Source organism: Acinetobacter sp. YH12043 (assembly GCF_013419915.1).
Lineage (GTDB): Bacteria > Pseudomonadota > Gammaproteobacteria > Pseudomonadales > Moraxellaceae > Acinetobacter.
In genome coordinates this window covers 33,527-49,060 of sequence record NZ_VOZD01000007.1, presented here as the reverse complement: position 1 = coordinate 49,060, position 15,534 = coordinate 33,527, and the positions used below count along the sequence as shown (strand labels likewise).

22 protein-coding genes are annotated in these 15,534 nt (G+C 42.1%); all 22 read right to left on the bottom strand.

Going from position 1 to position 15,534, the window contains the following annotated elements; genetic code table 11:
- The coding region (locus FTU01_RS05425; protein WP_180138465.1) for a hypothetical protein at positions 1 to 210 on the bottom strand (210 nt) is incomplete at its 3' end.
- A 57-nt stretch (positions 211 to 267) separates the two neighbouring features.
- Positions 268 to 1,125, bottom strand: a complete 858-nt coding sequence (locus tag FTU01_RS05420; protein WP_180138463.1) for a DUF2163 domain-containing protein — start codon at positions 1,123 to 1,125, stop codon at positions 268 to 270.
- Positions 1,122 to 1,751 carry a DUF2460 domain-containing protein gene (locus tag FTU01_RS05415; protein ID WP_180138461.1) on the bottom strand — a complete coding sequence of 210 codons (630 nt, stop codon included), beginning with the start codon at positions 1,749 to 1,751 and terminating at the stop codon, positions 1,122 to 1,124. Before FTU01_RS05415 ends, FTU01_RS05420 begins: the two co-directional genes overlap by 4 nt.
- A 3-nt stretch (positions 1,752 to 1,754) precedes the next feature.
- The gene (locus FTU01_RS05410; protein WP_180138459.1) at positions 1,755 to 4,148 is read right to left on the bottom strand and encodes a hypothetical protein; all 2,394 of its coding nucleotides are present in this window, start codon (positions 4,146 to 4,148) and stop codon (positions 1,755 to 1,757) included.
- 56 nt (positions 4,149 to 4,204) lie between these two features.
- Complete coding sequence (locus tag FTU01_RS05405; RefSeq protein WP_180092463.1) at positions 4,205 to 4,858, bottom strand: type VI secretion system-associated protein TagO; 654 nt, start codon at positions 4,856 to 4,858, stop codon at positions 4,205 to 4,207.
- Positions 4,859 to 4,898: 40 nt separating this feature from the next.
- Complete coding sequence (locus tag FTU01_RS05400; protein ID WP_180138457.1) at positions 4,899 to 5,108, bottom strand: hypothetical protein; 210 nt, start codon at positions 5,106 to 5,108, stop codon at positions 4,899 to 4,901.
- Positions 5,089 to 5,391 carry a phage tail assembly protein T gene (locus tag FTU01_RS05395; protein WP_180138455.1) on the bottom strand — a complete coding sequence of 101 codons (303 nt, stop codon included), beginning with the start codon at positions 5,389 to 5,391 and terminating at the stop codon, positions 5,089 to 5,091. The genes FTU01_RS05400 and FTU01_RS05395 overlap by 20 nt, the downstream gene beginning before the upstream one ends.
- A 5-nt stretch (positions 5,392 to 5,396) precedes the next feature.
- The gene (locus tag FTU01_RS05390; protein WP_180138453.1) at positions 5,397 to 5,783 is read right to left on the bottom strand and encodes a hypothetical protein; all 387 of its coding nucleotides are present in this window, start codon (positions 5,781 to 5,783) and stop codon (positions 5,397 to 5,399) included.
- A 76-nt stretch (positions 5,784 to 5,859) separates the two neighbouring features.
- Positions 5,860 to 6,327: a hypothetical protein gene (locus FTU01_RS05385; protein WP_180138451.1), complete on the bottom strand. Its 468-nt coding sequence runs from the start codon at positions 6,325 to 6,327 to the stop codon at positions 5,860 to 5,862.
- 8 nt (positions 6,328 to 6,335) lie between these two features.
- A complete protein-coding gene (locus FTU01_RS05380) occupies positions 6,336 to 6,701 on the bottom strand; it encodes a hypothetical protein (RefSeq protein ID WP_180138450.1) in 366 nt (121 codons plus the stop codon).
- Complete coding sequence (locus tag FTU01_RS05375; RefSeq protein ID WP_218952498.1) at positions 6,688 to 7,191, bottom strand: HK97-gp10 family putative phage morphogenesis protein; 504 nt, start codon at positions 7,189 to 7,191, stop codon at positions 6,688 to 6,690. Before FTU01_RS05375 ends, FTU01_RS05380 begins: the two co-directional genes overlap by 14 nt.
- Complete coding sequence (locus tag FTU01_RS05370) at positions 7,188 to 7,514, bottom strand: head-tail adaptor protein (protein WP_180138448.1); 327 nt, start codon at positions 7,512 to 7,514, stop codon at positions 7,188 to 7,190. Before FTU01_RS05370 ends, FTU01_RS05375 begins: the two co-directional genes overlap by 4 nt.
- Positions 7,515 to 7,516: 2 nt before the next feature.
- A complete protein-coding gene (locus FTU01_RS05365) occupies positions 7,517 to 7,753 on the bottom strand; it encodes a hypothetical protein (RefSeq protein WP_180138446.1) in 237 nt (78 codons plus the stop codon).
- A 1-nt stretch (position 7,754) separates the two neighbouring features.
- Positions 7,755 to 8,051, bottom strand: coding sequence for a head-tail connector protein (locus FTU01_RS05360; RefSeq protein WP_180138443.1), 297 nt, complete (start codon positions 8,049 to 8,051; stop codon positions 7,755 to 7,757).
- A gap of 75 nt (positions 8,052 to 8,126) precedes the next feature.
- The gene (locus FTU01_RS05355) at positions 8,127 to 9,428 is read right to left on the bottom strand and encodes a phage major capsid protein (protein WP_180092442.1); all 1,302 of its coding nucleotides are present in this window, start codon (positions 9,426 to 9,428) and stop codon (positions 8,127 to 8,129) included.
- A 63-nt stretch (positions 9,429 to 9,491) separates the two neighbouring features.
- Positions 9,492 to 10,241: an HK97 family phage prohead protease gene (locus FTU01_RS05350; protein ID WP_180138441.1), complete on the bottom strand. Its 750-nt coding sequence runs from the start codon at positions 10,239 to 10,241 to the stop codon at positions 9,492 to 9,494.
- Positions 10,231 to 11,484 (bottom strand): phage portal protein, encoded by a 1,254-nt coding sequence (locus FTU01_RS05345; RefSeq protein ID WP_180092436.1) that lies wholly within the window; start codon positions 11,482 to 11,484, stop codon positions 10,231 to 10,233. Before FTU01_RS05345 ends, FTU01_RS05350 begins: the two co-directional genes overlap by 11 nt.
- Positions 11,481 to 13,241, bottom strand: coding sequence for a terminase large subunit (locus FTU01_RS05340; RefSeq protein ID WP_180138439.1), 1,761 nt, complete (start codon positions 13,239 to 13,241; stop codon positions 11,481 to 11,483). The genes FTU01_RS05345 and FTU01_RS05340 overlap by 4 nt, the downstream gene beginning before the upstream one ends.
- Positions 13,238 to 13,717, bottom strand: coding sequence for a P27 family phage terminase small subunit (locus FTU01_RS05335; protein WP_180138437.1), 480 nt, complete (start codon positions 13,715 to 13,717; stop codon positions 13,238 to 13,240). Before FTU01_RS05335 ends, FTU01_RS05340 begins: the two co-directional genes overlap by 4 nt.
- A gap of 311 nt (positions 13,718 to 14,028) precedes the next feature.
- On the bottom strand, positions 14,029 to 14,631 hold the full coding sequence (locus FTU01_RS05330; protein WP_180138435.1) for an HNH endonuclease: 603 nt from the start codon (positions 14,629 to 14,631) through the stop codon (positions 14,029 to 14,031).
- A complete protein-coding gene (locus FTU01_RS05325; RefSeq protein ID WP_075167504.1) occupies positions 14,606 to 14,797 on the bottom strand; it encodes a hypothetical protein in 192 nt (63 codons plus the stop codon). The genes FTU01_RS05330 and FTU01_RS05325 overlap by 26 nt, the downstream gene beginning before the upstream one ends.
- A 166-nt stretch (positions 14,798 to 14,963) precedes the next feature.
- Positions 14,964 to 15,434, bottom strand: a complete 471-nt coding sequence (locus tag FTU01_RS05320) for a hypothetical protein (protein ID WP_180092427.1) — start codon at positions 15,432 to 15,434, stop codon at positions 14,964 to 14,966.
- Positions 15,435 to 15,534 lie beyond the last annotated feature (100 nt).

Here is a 15,534-nt window from a genome sequence, read left to right as displayed (position 1 = left end):
AACAGCACCTATAGGTTTGTTTGTAGAAGTTGCTATTAAATCATGAGCAATTGCATAAGAGCCTTCAGTTTTGTAAGTATCGAAGTCAATAGCATTAGTGATTGATTTAGTTTTCTCAATAACACTTTCAGATAATTGAGCCAACATCTCGCGCACTTGAGAGTGTTTTTTCGTTTTATCACGAATGTCAGCTGGTGTAGGTAAAGGCATTTTCTCACCCCATAAAAAAACCCAGCGCAGGCTGGGTATGGATTAATACAAATTTGGTTAAACTGCGGTTTCAGGCACTGGTATAAATGGCGCGCCACGGAAACGAGCGAAATTGTTAAAACGGTTTTGACAAGTCTCTAAACGCTTATCACATCCTGGATAAACCTTGATTCGTTGCCCTGCCTGCGGTGCTTCCAACAATGGCAAAGTCAATAACAAAGCACCTGATTCATGCATGCGAATCGTCCGTTTTAGACCGGCATTACCACCGTCCAAGAATTCAATTACACCTTGTGTGAACCATCCCTGTGGCTGATTCACTTGGCATAAAATTCGTGCTGCAGTACTCCCCGTTTCAATGGTTGTCTGCACCATAAAGTTTTGACGCAATAGACCGCATGCCGTGTCAAATAGCGTATTGGTACAGCTTGGCTGATACAGATTTCGTGGCATTTGTACATTCAATTCATCCAGATCTGACGCAACACTAGCTTGGATTGAATTTCTGTCTAAGTCAGGCTCAATGATTCGACCTTCAAACAATTTGATGGTGCCGGCACTGGTGTCCGTTGGTGTATTCATATCCATAAATATGCGTTCTAACTTAAATCGAGCACCATCTAATTGGCCATTATGAAACGCTTGAACAACATTGATGCCGTTCCATTCATTATCATCAATACAATCAATACTGATCGATAAATTATCAACTTCAATACCGAGTGACAGGCTAATTCCTTCACGACTGATAATGGGACCACTCGAACTATATGTTTGACCTGCAACAGTCAAATCAAAGTCATAATTCGTATATCGTAATTCATCACCTTGAACTGTCGTAATGGTGTAGAGATCTGCCATCACGAACTGATCAGCATCAAGTAACGCAATTAGTTTTGCAGAAGCTGCTCTCATACTTTATTTCCCAATGATCCGATCAATGTAACTTCACCTTTCCATAAGCGATAACTGAACAGCGTAAAAGCTTGGCCATCATCAGCAAATCGGCAACGATAATAAAATGTGCCTTTCACTGAAAATTTATGCCCTGCTTTCAATGGCTTTGTTGCTTGAACAATGCCACTTTTGCTGACTGTGATTTTTGTATCATCCCAGAATAATTCATTATCGTTATTGCTCCAGAACTGCTGATTGTCATCTTCATTCCAAAAGGTCGGATCAAGATCCATTGCCACTTGAGATTGTGTATTTCCCAATGGCAACTGACCTTTATACAGCTGAAATAAAGTCTTAGTGCCATCACCATTGAAGATGCATTCATATTCATTGTCCCACGGCATTTTGAACAGGAACGAATCAAAAGCACCGCGACGAGCAATGAAGAAATCCTCAATTGCTTGCAGTTCGCCTTTACGTTCCTGCAGCCCTGGCAAAGTCAGTGAAAACTCATATTTCGGCACAGCTTGATAACTTGCACGAAGTTCACGACCATTCACAGAAGTCATAATCTTGGTATTGAACATCGGCTTTCGCGTCAGGTCATAACCAATTGTTAAGTCTGGAAATAAAACATCAGACATCATTTATCTCCCAAAATTACGTGCATAGCCTTTCATACTTCCAGCAACGTGACGGCTGTGTTTTCTCAAGACACGTTCGACGCTCTTACCATCTAAAGCCTGAATGTTATAAATAGGCTGTTCAACCGGTGGCATATCGTGTGCAGGTTCACGATTGCTTCGACGGATCTCATCAAGCGTACTATCCAATTTAGATGACGTTTGCTCTTTAAGGACACGTTCGCCTTTATCAAGCCACCAGCTCCCCTCTTCAGGTACACGATCAATACCATCATGTGCCATACCTACAGGCTGGAATGAAACAGACCCGATTGCAGCTGCTTGAGCCATTTGCAATGCCACAGCACCCGCTGCCAAGCCTGGTGCAATGAATGGACCGACCACTGGAATCGCTGAAGCCGATGTCATTACTGCGGAGAACGTAGCAGGCGCATTCATCATCACTTGAGCAATCGCCATAGCTTTTTGCACGGCAAACATGGCTTGATAAGCTTTGGAGTTTTCACCAAAGACTTGAGCCATGACACCTGCTGCACCTTGGACATAGCTCATGCCCCATTGCAGTTGCATGTTGGCACGAGAACGGAAGTACTCTTGCTCAATGAACTGCATGCGATTGTGGTGTGCTTCCCAAATCGCTTCGCGTTCTTCAGCTGTATTGGCTAACGCCATTTGAGCGTCAAACAGTTCCTGCGACTGATCTGTACGTGAAAACCGCTGTTGTGACAAAGCATGATCTTCACCCTGCCCTGTCATATCTGAATACGTGCCACCCCATGCAGCCATGGCATCATTCACACGAGATCGTTTTTGCTCTTCAATGTGTGCCAGATCCAATCTGTACCATGCATCCAATGCTTTCTTTTTCTCTTCAAGTTCTGCTTTATGCAGTCCTTTCGTAGACTCAAGACGTAACTTATCAATATCTAGCTGTTTTCTTAACTTTTCCTCTTCAGCTAAATGGTGCTCAGTAACTTCAAATTCCAATTCAGCAACAAATAGTTTTTGCTTAGCACTTGATAAGTCACGGGCATCTTTGATCATCCGCGTCTTAGCATCACTTTTGAGATATTGAGCATCATTGATACGTTTAATTTCTTTTTCGAGATCCATATTAATACGGTTAATTTCATCACCGTATTCATAGATCAATCGTTGTGCTTCTTCAATTTCACGGTTTTTTTCGCGTTGAGCTTTCGCACCATTTGATGTTGCTTTTGCTAATTTAGATGCTGATTTTTCTGCCTTGTCCTGCTTCTCAACTAATGTGCCTAAACCAGCATTCACACCGCTCGTTGTTTTCTCAACACTACGCAAGGCTGCCATTTGTTTGGCTGTGGTTGAAGCTGTGTTATTACTAATCTGATCAAGTTTGGCAGCTGCTGATTGCATGGTTGCATCTAAATCAGCAACCATCGCATCTTGAATAGATTGCGTTTGGCTAATATTACCCGTAAGAATCGCTTGACCAGTCGCTAGTAAACCACCAACAACTTTACCAACCAATTGAACGGCTGTAGCAGCACCAATCGCAACTTTGGCGACAAATCGCAGACCATCGGCAATGCCATTAGCAACATCAGTAAACTGCAAGCCTTGCTCAGATCCGCTGAAGAACGCCTGTGCAATATCGACAAATGCAGGAATTACAGCCTGCATCAGCTGATTTTTAGCACCTTGTAACTGTAAATCGAGCAAATACATTTGCTCTTTTAATATCTTCGCCTGGGCAATGGTTTCATCGTTCATCACGATGCCGGCACGTTCCGCAGCATCGGAATAAAGCTGCATGCCCTCCCCGCCATTGATCAACAATGGAATGAGGTCTGTCATATCTGAAGCCATCGACTCCAGATAGAATGACATCTGTTGTTGTGTCACCCCCGCTTCTTCGAGTTTATCGACATAGAGCTGGAGTGCTTCAGGACCTGAAAGCTTCTGCATTTTCAGAATTAGCTTTTCGGCTGCTGCTGCAGATCCTTCCGTTTTAACAGCGATTTGTTCAAAGAAATCAACCCCACCACCAGCACCGATAGTCGTTAATTCACCCAGCTTTTCGTTGAAGTCCTTCATCATGTCGCTGAGTTTTTCTTGCTCAATGCCATAAGCCTGAGCACCCACCGCCATTTTTTGGAAATCTTGAGTTGTGGTATTAGCACGCAGCGCAAATTTTTCGAGCTCAACAGCTTGATTTGCTGTTTCCCAAGCCATCGCTGATAATGCAATTGCTGCTGAAGCTGCACCCGCAGCAACTGCGGTACCCATGACTTTTGCACTGGATTTAATTTTGTCAAAGGTTGATACAGAGGTATCTTGAGCATCTTTCATTTTTTGCTCAAAATTCGCTGTATTTGCATCCAGCAGAATTTGAATCCGACTTAAAATATCACCTGACATAAATTTCACCCATAAAAAAAACCCCGCTAGAAGCGAGGTTTTCTTTAATTAAAAAATTACCAGTTACATAACTCTCTTATAGGTTTTAGCCTAGTTTCGAGTTCAGTTATGTCAAATTCTAAAACTTGTTCACCAGTTCTATGTGCTTGGTACGAAATTAATAATTTCTGATGACCAATCATTTTCTTTAAATTTCGGACGGGATCTGAAACAAAATAAACTCTCAAATTACCTTGAGCTGTGTCTAAAGTGACATTAAATGGCTTTTCATCATCTAATCTAAATTTTGTAGTTCTTCTTAAAGCATTACCGTATTCAGGACTCAACGGTTGCTTAAAATCAACCAAAACTTCGGTTGAATCATCCTGACACCTAAATGTCATTATTGGTTCTTGCAAAGTAGACCAATCGTTTCCTTTCATTAAAACGTTATTAGCAACAACTGAAACATAAACTCGCTTCTTATCTGTCATTGGGTCTGTTTCAGTTTCAACAAACCATTTTTGCCTAACAGTGCTATTTTCATTTTCGTCTGAAGCTTTTTCATCACCGCCTGATAGCAACGAACCAAATATAACGAGCAGAACTAACCCTGCAAGTATCAAAGCCAACTTAGATGTTTTCTTTGGTTGCTTGGCACCGCACTGTGGACAAGTTGGTGCTTTATCACTTACTGGTGAACCGCATTCTTTACAAGGTTTAATCGCCATTCTAACCCCCTATATTTATAAGAGGTTAGAATATAAACAATTATGAACTTTTGCCAGCAGATACAACTGCAAAATGTGAATAATGACCAACAAATGAACGATCTTCGATACTGACTTGCAAACGTTCATCATCAATCAATTTATCTACGACATATTGTTCATCATCTGGTACCCGAAATTTGTGACGGGCAAACAGGTCAGGAATATAAACATCATCCCCGACCTTAAAATTATGCTTTTGACTTGGCACTTAATGCTCCAAACAATGCTTTGATGTTACGCATGACTTGCTCTTGATCAGGTTCAGGCTCTGCTTTATTGCGATTAAACACAGTGAAATCCCGTAATGTCAGTTCATTTTTCACTTGTAAATCTGCAAGTGTTTTACAGACATTGGCAAATAATGCATCTTCACGTAGAACACCAATTGGCTCGAATACTGAAAATGCTTTCCAGTACTCGAATTCCTCAGCACTCATACTGCTCATCAACTCGTTTACGGTCCGACCCAACCGCAGTGCGAGCTGAAACATAAACATTAGTTCTGGTCGTTCGCGGAGTTTTTTAGTTCTTGCGGTTCCACTTCTTTATTGGCCTGCTGTGCAATCATTTCAGGCGTTACACCAATCGCTTGCAGTGCCACTTTGATCAATGGATCTGTTACGTACGTTGGCAGGTTATTGATATCGTCCAACGATAATTTTTTGAAAATATGTTCTTCTGTTTCGGGGTCAAATACAGTTGTTTGCAGTAAAAGTGCATTGCCTTCCGAGTCTTCTAGACTTTTACGCTCATTAAAATATTCAGCACGTTGCTTCATAGTTAATGAAGTTAGTACACCAACATTTCCCACATCTTTAATTTCAACAATTTGAGATTGTTTTTTACCAACTGTTGCCAAGAATGCATTTGCTAAATTAGACATGATTGCCTCTCATTTTTTTAAATAGATAGAATGAAAAAACCCCGTCGAAACGGGGTCTTTATAGAATGTTTTTGGCTTATGGACCTGCAGGCACATCCAGTACTGAAACACCATCTTCAAGGTGATCCACTGCATCAGAAATCGCAATTGACATATTCACACGGTTCTTTTTCGACGCTTCACGCGATGGTGCAAATTTAGTAATTGAAGCGCAGAAGGTATAAGCTGTTTTCGCTTCATCAGGCAATTCAATTTCCCACTCAAGACAGCTACCTTTGATAAATTCACGTTCAAGTTTCACCTGTTGATCGTTGTTCGTACGCTGCAGCATCACAAAATCTAAACTGCCGTAATCAATCACACCTGCTGCCAATTTCTGAGCAAACTTAGATAATACTGACGTTACATCATCTGTCGAACGTTCGCCACTTGGTAACGGAAAATCTAAGATGTCACCAACTTCAGTCTTATCAGTGAAACCACCACCTTTAACACTTAATTTAATTCCTTGGGAATCTACTGTTCCCGCTGCGCAATCAGTCATAGTGTCTCCTAACAACTGTTATCAGATTGAGTCATGTAAAAATCGATTTGCTGACAGTGCAGCAAGGTTTCAGTGTCATGTGATCCACGCTCACCAATTGGCGTGCAGTCACAGTACGGATTCTGCTTTGAAAATAATTTTTTAATCTGATTGGCACGCTGTGATGCTTTCAATTTTTCATGGTGATAGACATTCACTTGCATGCGGACATAATCAATGCCCATCCAACCTGTTACATCGTTTTGCGGTACCGTGCTGATGTCCTGAAAAGTAACATAGCCATCTGTCAGGTCTTCACCTGCAGCAATCGGTGCAGGTCCACACTTAAATCCAGCACCACTCAGCAGTGCATTACAAATTTCAATCGCCAGCATCTGCATTCACCTGCTGTTTTTTAATAATGGCTTTAATACGTCTTGCATAACTGGTTTTAAATCGTTCGACGACACGTTCTTTTTGATGATCAAAGTTATTACGCAAGAATGGGTCTGCTGCCATGTGTGGTGTCCCGTTCTCAATGAATCGCCAATAAAAGGCTTTATTGGTGACATAGATGCCAACACCGACACTTTTCGGCAATTTAATCCGCTTAAATTTGATTGATTCCTGAAGCGTACCTGGTTGAACCAATCGTCTTGAATTTTGCGGATTGCCACGCCTACGTGCTCTGGCAGATCCACGGGAATACCGGTAATACGCTTCCTCTGCCCGTGGTGCATCTGCGACCACATCGGCATGTAATTCCTTTAAAGCGAATCGGCAAACGGATTGCGTCACACTCGTCTGCTTCGCTAGATTGACTAGACCTTCCAACTTTTCAGTCAGATCGTCTAAGCCTTCAACTTCCACAGACGAATTAATCATATTTTCCCTACCGTACACATAATTCGATGCTTAGCACGACTGACAGGCAAAATACCCGTAATCGCATAAATGTTTTGGCTGTCTGCATCACGCAGTTGATGTTCAGGCAACAAATCTGGAAAGTCGGCAGGTCGGTAATTGATTTGAACGACTAAAGCCGATCCCATTGCACCAGATGATGAAAATGCCGAAGTACTGACAGGCACTTCACCACCGTAAAATTCACCAATCTTGTTCCACACCCACTTTTTTTGACCTGCACTGTCTTTTTCTTCAGTACGTTGCAGTACTTCGTATAAATGGTCTAAATCACCTGATTGCATGATTAACGTTTCCCCTTATCACTAAGCAACGTCATCAAGCCATTTAGCTTTGGAACGTTCACGTCAATATTGATTGGCTTCTGAAAAAGTACGATGGCTCTGTAGCGCCACTTCGATTTTTCATCAATTACTACGCATATCTGCCGAATTTCTAGATCATTCTTTGATGCATACTTATTGACTGTGTTCTCTACAACTGAAGCATCAGAACATCCAAACTCTTTAATAAATGTTCCCATCTCATACCCCCATTTTTCGGTATGGCAGCATGTACATTTCAACTGCTTGGTTGACGTATAAATTGACTTCAGTTTGAGCTGCTCGGTTCTCGTACATATCTGTGATGATCAACAAGGCAGCAATGGTCAAATCTTCATGCAATTCACCATTGACCGTCACTTCTTCAAGTGGTCGATCTAAGAAGTTTTGAATATGTTTGAGAGCTGCTTTTGTGAGTAATCCGATGTAATCATCATCACGGTCATGTAGAACACGTAACTGTTTTTTGACAATGTTGGGGTCAATTAAATTACTCATAAAAATAGCCTTTTTGCGACACGAAAAGAGTTAAAAAAAGCAGCCCCAAAGGACTGCTTTTCATTGTTTATCGAATTAAGGACCGACAGGAGGCACAGGTAAGTCACCTGCAACACATGCATCAGGAATTTGAACGCCACAACATGCACGCATTTCTGCACGCAAGGTACCTAAGTTTTTACGGAAGTTGTCTTTATCTTCAGTTGATAGCTCAACTGCGACATCTTCACGAATAAATCCCGCAATACCTAAAGAAATATTACCAACCCAATATTTACCCAATGTCATTGCTGCTGAAAGCACCACTGGTAAGCCCCAAAGAACAGGCTGAACTGCTGCACCAGGTGAACCAAAAATGTAATGACCATCATCACCTTTTAAACGTTCGATTTTGCCCCAATCTTCAGGATTCAAAATCACCGCTTCAGGCAATAAGCCAGTTGAACCTGCTTTATATTTTGCGCGGCTAATCACATCAACAGCTGTATCATCTGCTTCCGCAGTCACAGTTTCATGGTTGCCAACTTCAAGTAAACCACTGAATGATTTAGCAGTACCACCTGAAACTCCATCACCAGCAACGATATAGGCTTCAAGTTTAAGGCGTACACCATACGCCAAACGACCTTCAATATATGATGCCAATGTCGGCATATCTGCCATCGTTTGCAACGAAATATTGATCCAATGCGCCACGGTACCCGCTTTAAGATCTACAACTTCAAAAGTTAAGTTAGATTCTTTCTTTTCAGTACCTTCAGGTGCAAGTTCTGCCATGATTTCATAAGCAGATTCTTGTAGTAATGGCACCAATTCAGCTGTAATTGGTGTGAAGCTAATCCAGTCCAAAATGGTCAATGGACGTTCCACAGTACGACTCAAATCATTTTGAGCCAACGATGCTGTCGCACCCATTCCTGCCAATGTCACGATGTTACGTGCCTGAACGCCATCCAAACCAAATTTACCGCGAGCACGACAAATGGCATTGGCTTGATCTGCGACTTCTTTATTTCGAATCAGCAACGATGCAACGGTGTCAGGATCCGCACCACGATGTTGAACACCATCAACCAATTTTTGTTGCAGTTCTTCGATTTCACTTGCCAATTTTTTGTTTTCTTTGGCGCGTGTTTCAAGTTCTTCTTGAAGATCTTCTGGCACACCTTCCAAACGCTGTAAAGCATCGTTATAACGTGTGATCAATTTATCCAAATTGGCCATACGTGTCTGAAGGTCAGCACATGCTTGGTTGTAGTCTTCAGCCGTCTGACGATCACGGGCATTCAAGCCCATAAATGGAGAAAGTGGCTGAGCTGATTGAGTTGCCATTGCGCCCATTGCTAAAGCAACTGCAGTTTTTGAAAGTGCTTTCATATTTTTTTCCATGCATAGAAAATGAAAAACCCGCTGTAAGCGGGTCAGGATTTAAAACGAAAATTAAACGGTTATTTGATCCAAGAATGCCAAAGGATCTTTTTTCGGTTCAGTTTTTGGTGGTGGATTTTCTTTTGGCTTATGCACATCGGTTAAACGTGCAATCAGTTTTTTTGAGTAATCCCCAGCTAAGCCCAGCGAACGCAAAAGTTCTTCAGCATCATCTTCTGATTCAATCGCTTCAATGGTCTGATCATTGATCACACGCGCAGAATCATCTGATGGCTCATCAACAACACTGATTTCATAAATGTCAGCTCGACGAATCTCAATATGAGTGCCTTTATCGTCATAATCCAAATCACCGATTGGGAAAAATGCAATTGAGAATCCATCTACCGTGCCATGTTGGACCATGGCAGTCACATCACTGGCAATGGCTAAGCGTGGTGTAAATTCAAGTTCAACATAAAGACCGACTTCATCTTCTTTAAGAACTGTATATTTACCAATACGCATGGCTAGCTGTGCATCGACATACCAAAGACGCCAACCATGGTTGTAATAAGCATGAATTTTCTTGGTTCCTGCTGCAAATGCAGCACAGACTTCAGCAAATGCACCACGAATGAATTTTTCACCGTGATAATTGATTGAATCCCATTTCACCGCATAACCGCTGATCTTCACGATGCCAGTTTTTTCGTCCTTGTTGATAAATCGTAAGTTATCCGCAACAACAGGCATTCGACGGCATTGCACTTTTGGCATGTTTGGCGAAAACTTATTCCGCACATGCAGTTTATTTTTCATCAGCTTTCGCTCCATAAGTACCTTTTTTCATACGTTCAGCAGTGGTCATATTCACTGGAACCAATAAGAAATCACCATTTGCATCGGGTGCATCACCCTCTTCACGACGGATCTCGTTAGGCGATGCCTGACCGCTAAGAATTCGATCTTTATTCGAGGCAATTCGTTGCAGATAAGACGCTCTCAACAAATCTTTGGTCTTGAACTCAAATTCGTAATCATCCCAATCTTCACGCGGAAGCAAATGAATACGGATACTTTCTTCGATACGTTCCAAATATGGGCGTAAACCAAATTTGTAAAATCCATCGATAATTTGCTCAATACCACTACCCCATGCGGTTGCACCTTCAGTCAAATACACCAGAATTGGTGGCACACCAAAGTATCGGCAAGCTTCTTCAACTGACATTTTTCGAATTTGAATTAATTCTAGATCCGCTGGTGTTAGACTGATTTTCTCAAATCGCATATCACCTTCGAGTACAGGCATTGATCCATCATCACCATTTACGAGAATATCCATCTCATCACGAATTTCGTTTCTTTGCTCTTTTTTCAACCACTTTGGTGTCAAAATCGCGCCTGTTGGCTTAGCACCATTGGACATCAGACGAGTAGTTTTCTCATTACCAGCTAGACCCACACCAATGGACTGAGCTCCATAAGCAATGGGTGACATTCCCATCAATCCCGTGCCAAAAAGTTTGACATGCCAAATATCCTTTTCAGAATATTCGACTTTCTGACCATTGATTTGACACTGATAAATCGGATTGCCTTTATCGTCTAACTTCAGATCTACTGATCCAGAGTTAATAATTTGAATACTGGTGAGCTTTTTTCCGATGTAATCACGCTTGCCAAAGCTATTGCCTGCGACAAGGTTCAGCATCAGCTGTTCAAAAAACTCAACACGGGTCTGATAACGGTTCGGCTTGTTGTTCAGCAATCGAATCAAGTCATGATCTTTAATTTGTGTTCGCGTTCCATCCTTATTGATCTTGAACATTTGCAGAGGCAACGTGGCCACTGACTCAACAAGAATCTTAACGCAAGCAAAAACAGCACTGAGCGTCATCGCACTATCAAAGTTGACAGGCTTAGCCGTTCTCAAAGTAGAAAGGGGACGATCATGTAATGTCGCCCCCCTTTTGTCTTGCTTTGGTCCCGTTCCGCGAACCTTCAGCTTATCGCGATTTGTTTTATCACGAATTTTCACTTTATCGCGCTTTTTACTCATCGCTTCGCTACCTTAATCATGTCATTCAACCAGTCATCAATGTTTCCATCTTCTTCACCTGGTACCAAGTCGAAAACGTCCAATTTATCCCAAAGCATTGCCCGTGTAGCACCAATAATGGCAGCCACACCAGCATCAATTTTTCGTGCCTTGTCAGGCTTACGTGGGAAAATGTTGCTGTTGTTGTCTTCTTTAACTTCAATATTGCACATACACCAATGCAGCACGGGATTGCCATCATGATGAAGCCTTCCATCACGGATCAACTCTTCCATCCAACGCATGCCGATACTCAACGGATTGACCTTTTGAGGAACTTCAATTGCTTCTAAACCATCGGCAATCAAATCCTGCCCGAATTGCGCTGCATTCCATGGGTCAAAACCAATTTCATACATATTGGCTTGCAAATGACTTTCGATCACATCTTTATAAATCTGTGAAAAGTCAGTGACGTTCCCTGGCGTTTCAATCAGATGACCGCTTTCGACCCAATCCAAATATTCATCTGGACGTTTCTGACCGTCCATTGCACGTCTTTGATTTACCACGTTGGAGTTGATGTACTGATGCGCAAAAATATACCAATGCACACGCCCATCAATCAGTTTAGGGAACCATTTCACATAACCTGCCAAGTCCATTTTGCTTGCCAAGTCTAAGCCACCAAAAGAAATACATCCTTTAAAATCATCTTCAGTGACGCTCGGATCTGCAATCAACTCCCATTCACTCGAAGCAATCCAACTGTCTGCCCCTTGCACCCATTCATTCAAACTTTTCTGTCTAAATCGGCTTTCTTCAGCAGCGGTTTTGATCTTCTTGTATTTGCCTTGCAAGTAATTTGTGTCAAACGCTACGCCCATACTCGGATTGGCTTTTGGCCAAACCGCAGGATTTCGCCAATCATCACCCTTATCGATGGTAAAAATGATGCCGAAATAACGCTCTAAATTATCTTTACCATACAAAATATCGACAACTTTGCAGCGCTCACGCCAACAGACCCCGATTTTATTACTGCCTGCTGTGGTAATACCCAAAACTAAAGGCTCACGACGAGCAATGACACCATCTGCCATGATGTCGTAAGTTTCAGAATCTTTATGCGCATGAATTTCGTCAAGAATGGCACAATGGACGTTTTTACCGTCCTTACTGCCTTCTTTGTCTGTCGCAATCGGACGGAAAATACTGTTGTCGTTGCCAGTGGTCGAACGGATCTCATACTGAGTCGTTTCAATACCAAATATTGCTCTTAATTCAGCATTCAGCAGTACCATCTGTTTGGCATCCTGCCACACAATTTTTGCTTGGTCATAATTGGCAGCTGCTGCATAAACTTCAGCACCCGCTTCACCATCACCGCATAACATGTACAAACCAATGGCAGCAGCAAGGGTAGATTTGCCGTTTTTCTTAGAAATTTCGACATAAGCATCAGTAAAACGTCTGATACCGTCCTCATCTTCCCAGCCGAAAATGTTGCCAACAACAAAAACTTGCCATGGATCTAAGATGAAATGCTTACGTGCTAAAGCACCTTTCCAGTGATGCAAGTTTTCAATGAACGAGCACACATGATTCATGCGCTCTTCACTGAATGAATATGGAAAATCGTGGTCGTTTTCTTGGCGTTTTAAATCATTTAGAAAACGTTTTACTGCTAATTTTTCAAACTTTCCCGCAATTCGTACACCTGTTTGCACGTCTTTGCAGTACTGGTGCATGATTTCTAAATAATTTCTTTCGCTCATGATCGTCTACGCACTGTAAATGCACTCTCTGGTTTAGTTGGTTCAGGCGTTTCAAACCCAAGACCCAATTGCTGACTCTTATCCGTCTGAGCACCACGCATACCACTTCGAGAAGCTGGAGTCAGACCAAATTCTTTGGACAGTCGCAAAATGTCATCATGCAGTCTGTTCCGTAATGTGAACCACACTGACTGGACCTTAAATTTATTTGGTGTCTCATCCACGAAGTCATCGACGGTCTGTAACTTGGCCAAGACAGCTTCATAGTCAGAAATATTTCGGCAGAGCAATGTAAACGCGGCTCCATCCACCTCACTAAGCAGACCAACTTCAACAAGTTTTGGTCCTAACTCTTCCCAAACTGCATTTGCAACTTTGGTCAAGCCTTCAGGCTTAGGCGGGATTTTTGCCTTTACTGCAACTTTCGGTTGCAGTAGTTCAGATCCAGCTTGGAATGTGAAATCTTTATCAGTCATAAATCACCTCTGATACCCCCCTCCCTTTCGATTTTTTCTCACGGAGAGAAAATTTCATGGGGGGGCGGTCTTTATCGGGAGGTCGGTTTTGACTTTTGACCCCATATCCCCTTAATTAATTTGAAATCGGTGCAAGGCTTTCCTTGCTGTCAATGTTTTCAGTTCAGCATCTGAACGCACCGCTCTGTGCTCACGATAAACAAAGCCACTGGTCCGCATCCTGAAAGGGATACCCCTAAAGAGTATCGGTTGGCTCAGTCAGTATTATTGGGTTTAGCTTTGGCCGTCTTTCCGAGCTGTCAACATTGAGACTAGCTAACGTGTGCAGTCTCAGTATGTCTTTTGAAATGAATGAAGTGCAGCTGCTGTATCTTCATGCCATTGGATACTTCGAGAATCTTTTCATTGAGCACATCGAGTACTTCCCATTGATCCTGATCAGTACAACCAAGTCGGCTGAGGATCACATCATTTGCAATGGTCACTGTGTCACCAACTTTGAAAGGATTCATTCGATCAGGATCTATCACAGGCTTATTCACTACTGGAATCCAAGCACCGCGATCTTCTGATGCAGTCTTGATGTTATGGTGTGTTTCACATAACGGTTGCCAGTTTGATTTGTTCCAGAACAGATCCTTATCACCCTTGTGTGGAATGATGTGATCGACCACCGTTGCAGGCATCACGTAACCCTTGCGACGACACTCAACACACAGCGGATGTTCCAACAAGAATTGATCACGATGTTTTTTCCACTCGGCATCATAGCCACGCTGATGTGCAGTCCCGCGATCACGATCACGTTGCTTCACTCGGCTCTGATGTTTGTCGCAATATCCTTTGTTCGATGCAAAGTCTTTACAGCCCGATGATAGACATGGACGCTTAGCTTTCTGTGGTGCTTTGTTCATGTTTCACCGGAGTAACTTTGATGGAACGTTTAATAATTAATTCACGCAGTTTCTGTGTTGCTTTCAGTTGAATGATCTTGTCCACTGCATGAAGCGCTGTGAGCAATACCATTCGACGTTTAGGCATCTGAACTGAGATGCGAACGATCATCTGATTGTTTGCCATGCGGTCATCCTTAAAAAAAAGACTGTATGCCCTGCCCCGCGCCTGACATACAGCCATAAAAAAAGAGCCTCTGGGGAGAGACTCTTAAGAACTTACAGCGCTTTAAATACAGTTTTGCATTGTGGGAAAAATTAACCCAAGTTTGCTTTTGTGTCAATATCTAATTTCACTTAGATTTATTTAGCTGAAAAAATATCTTTTCTTCACTTAACTTATATTCATCCTGAAAGTCTTCAAGGATTGCATCAATATGTTTAGCGAGATGCTTTCGCACAGTTGAATCACTAAAACCCGAAAGAACCTCACGATTTCGCTCAGTCGGCTTGTAGTTGGCTGGAACTTTACAAAACTCAATAAGCGCAACACGAATAACCGCCAAGTGATACCTATTCGCCAAGCCTGCATTCATAAGCCGAGTATCATACTTACCCAAAAGTACCGTAGCAAACTTTTCAATATTCTCGATTGAGTTCGCACCTAGACACTTTAAACGGACTAAATTGTCTTGAAGTAACGATAATCGAGCATAACTCATTGCCACACATACATCCTGCGCTGTGATTGAACCATGACTACCACCACCAATTGCATCAAAATTCGTTGTTTTAGGATTTAACAATCGCAAATATTGTTCCATTATTCACATTCCTTGTTGATTGTTACGGGTACAGGTCGATTTGTTACGGGTAAATGCTGATTTGTTACGTGTAGAAAAATTAAAAATGTAATAAAAACAA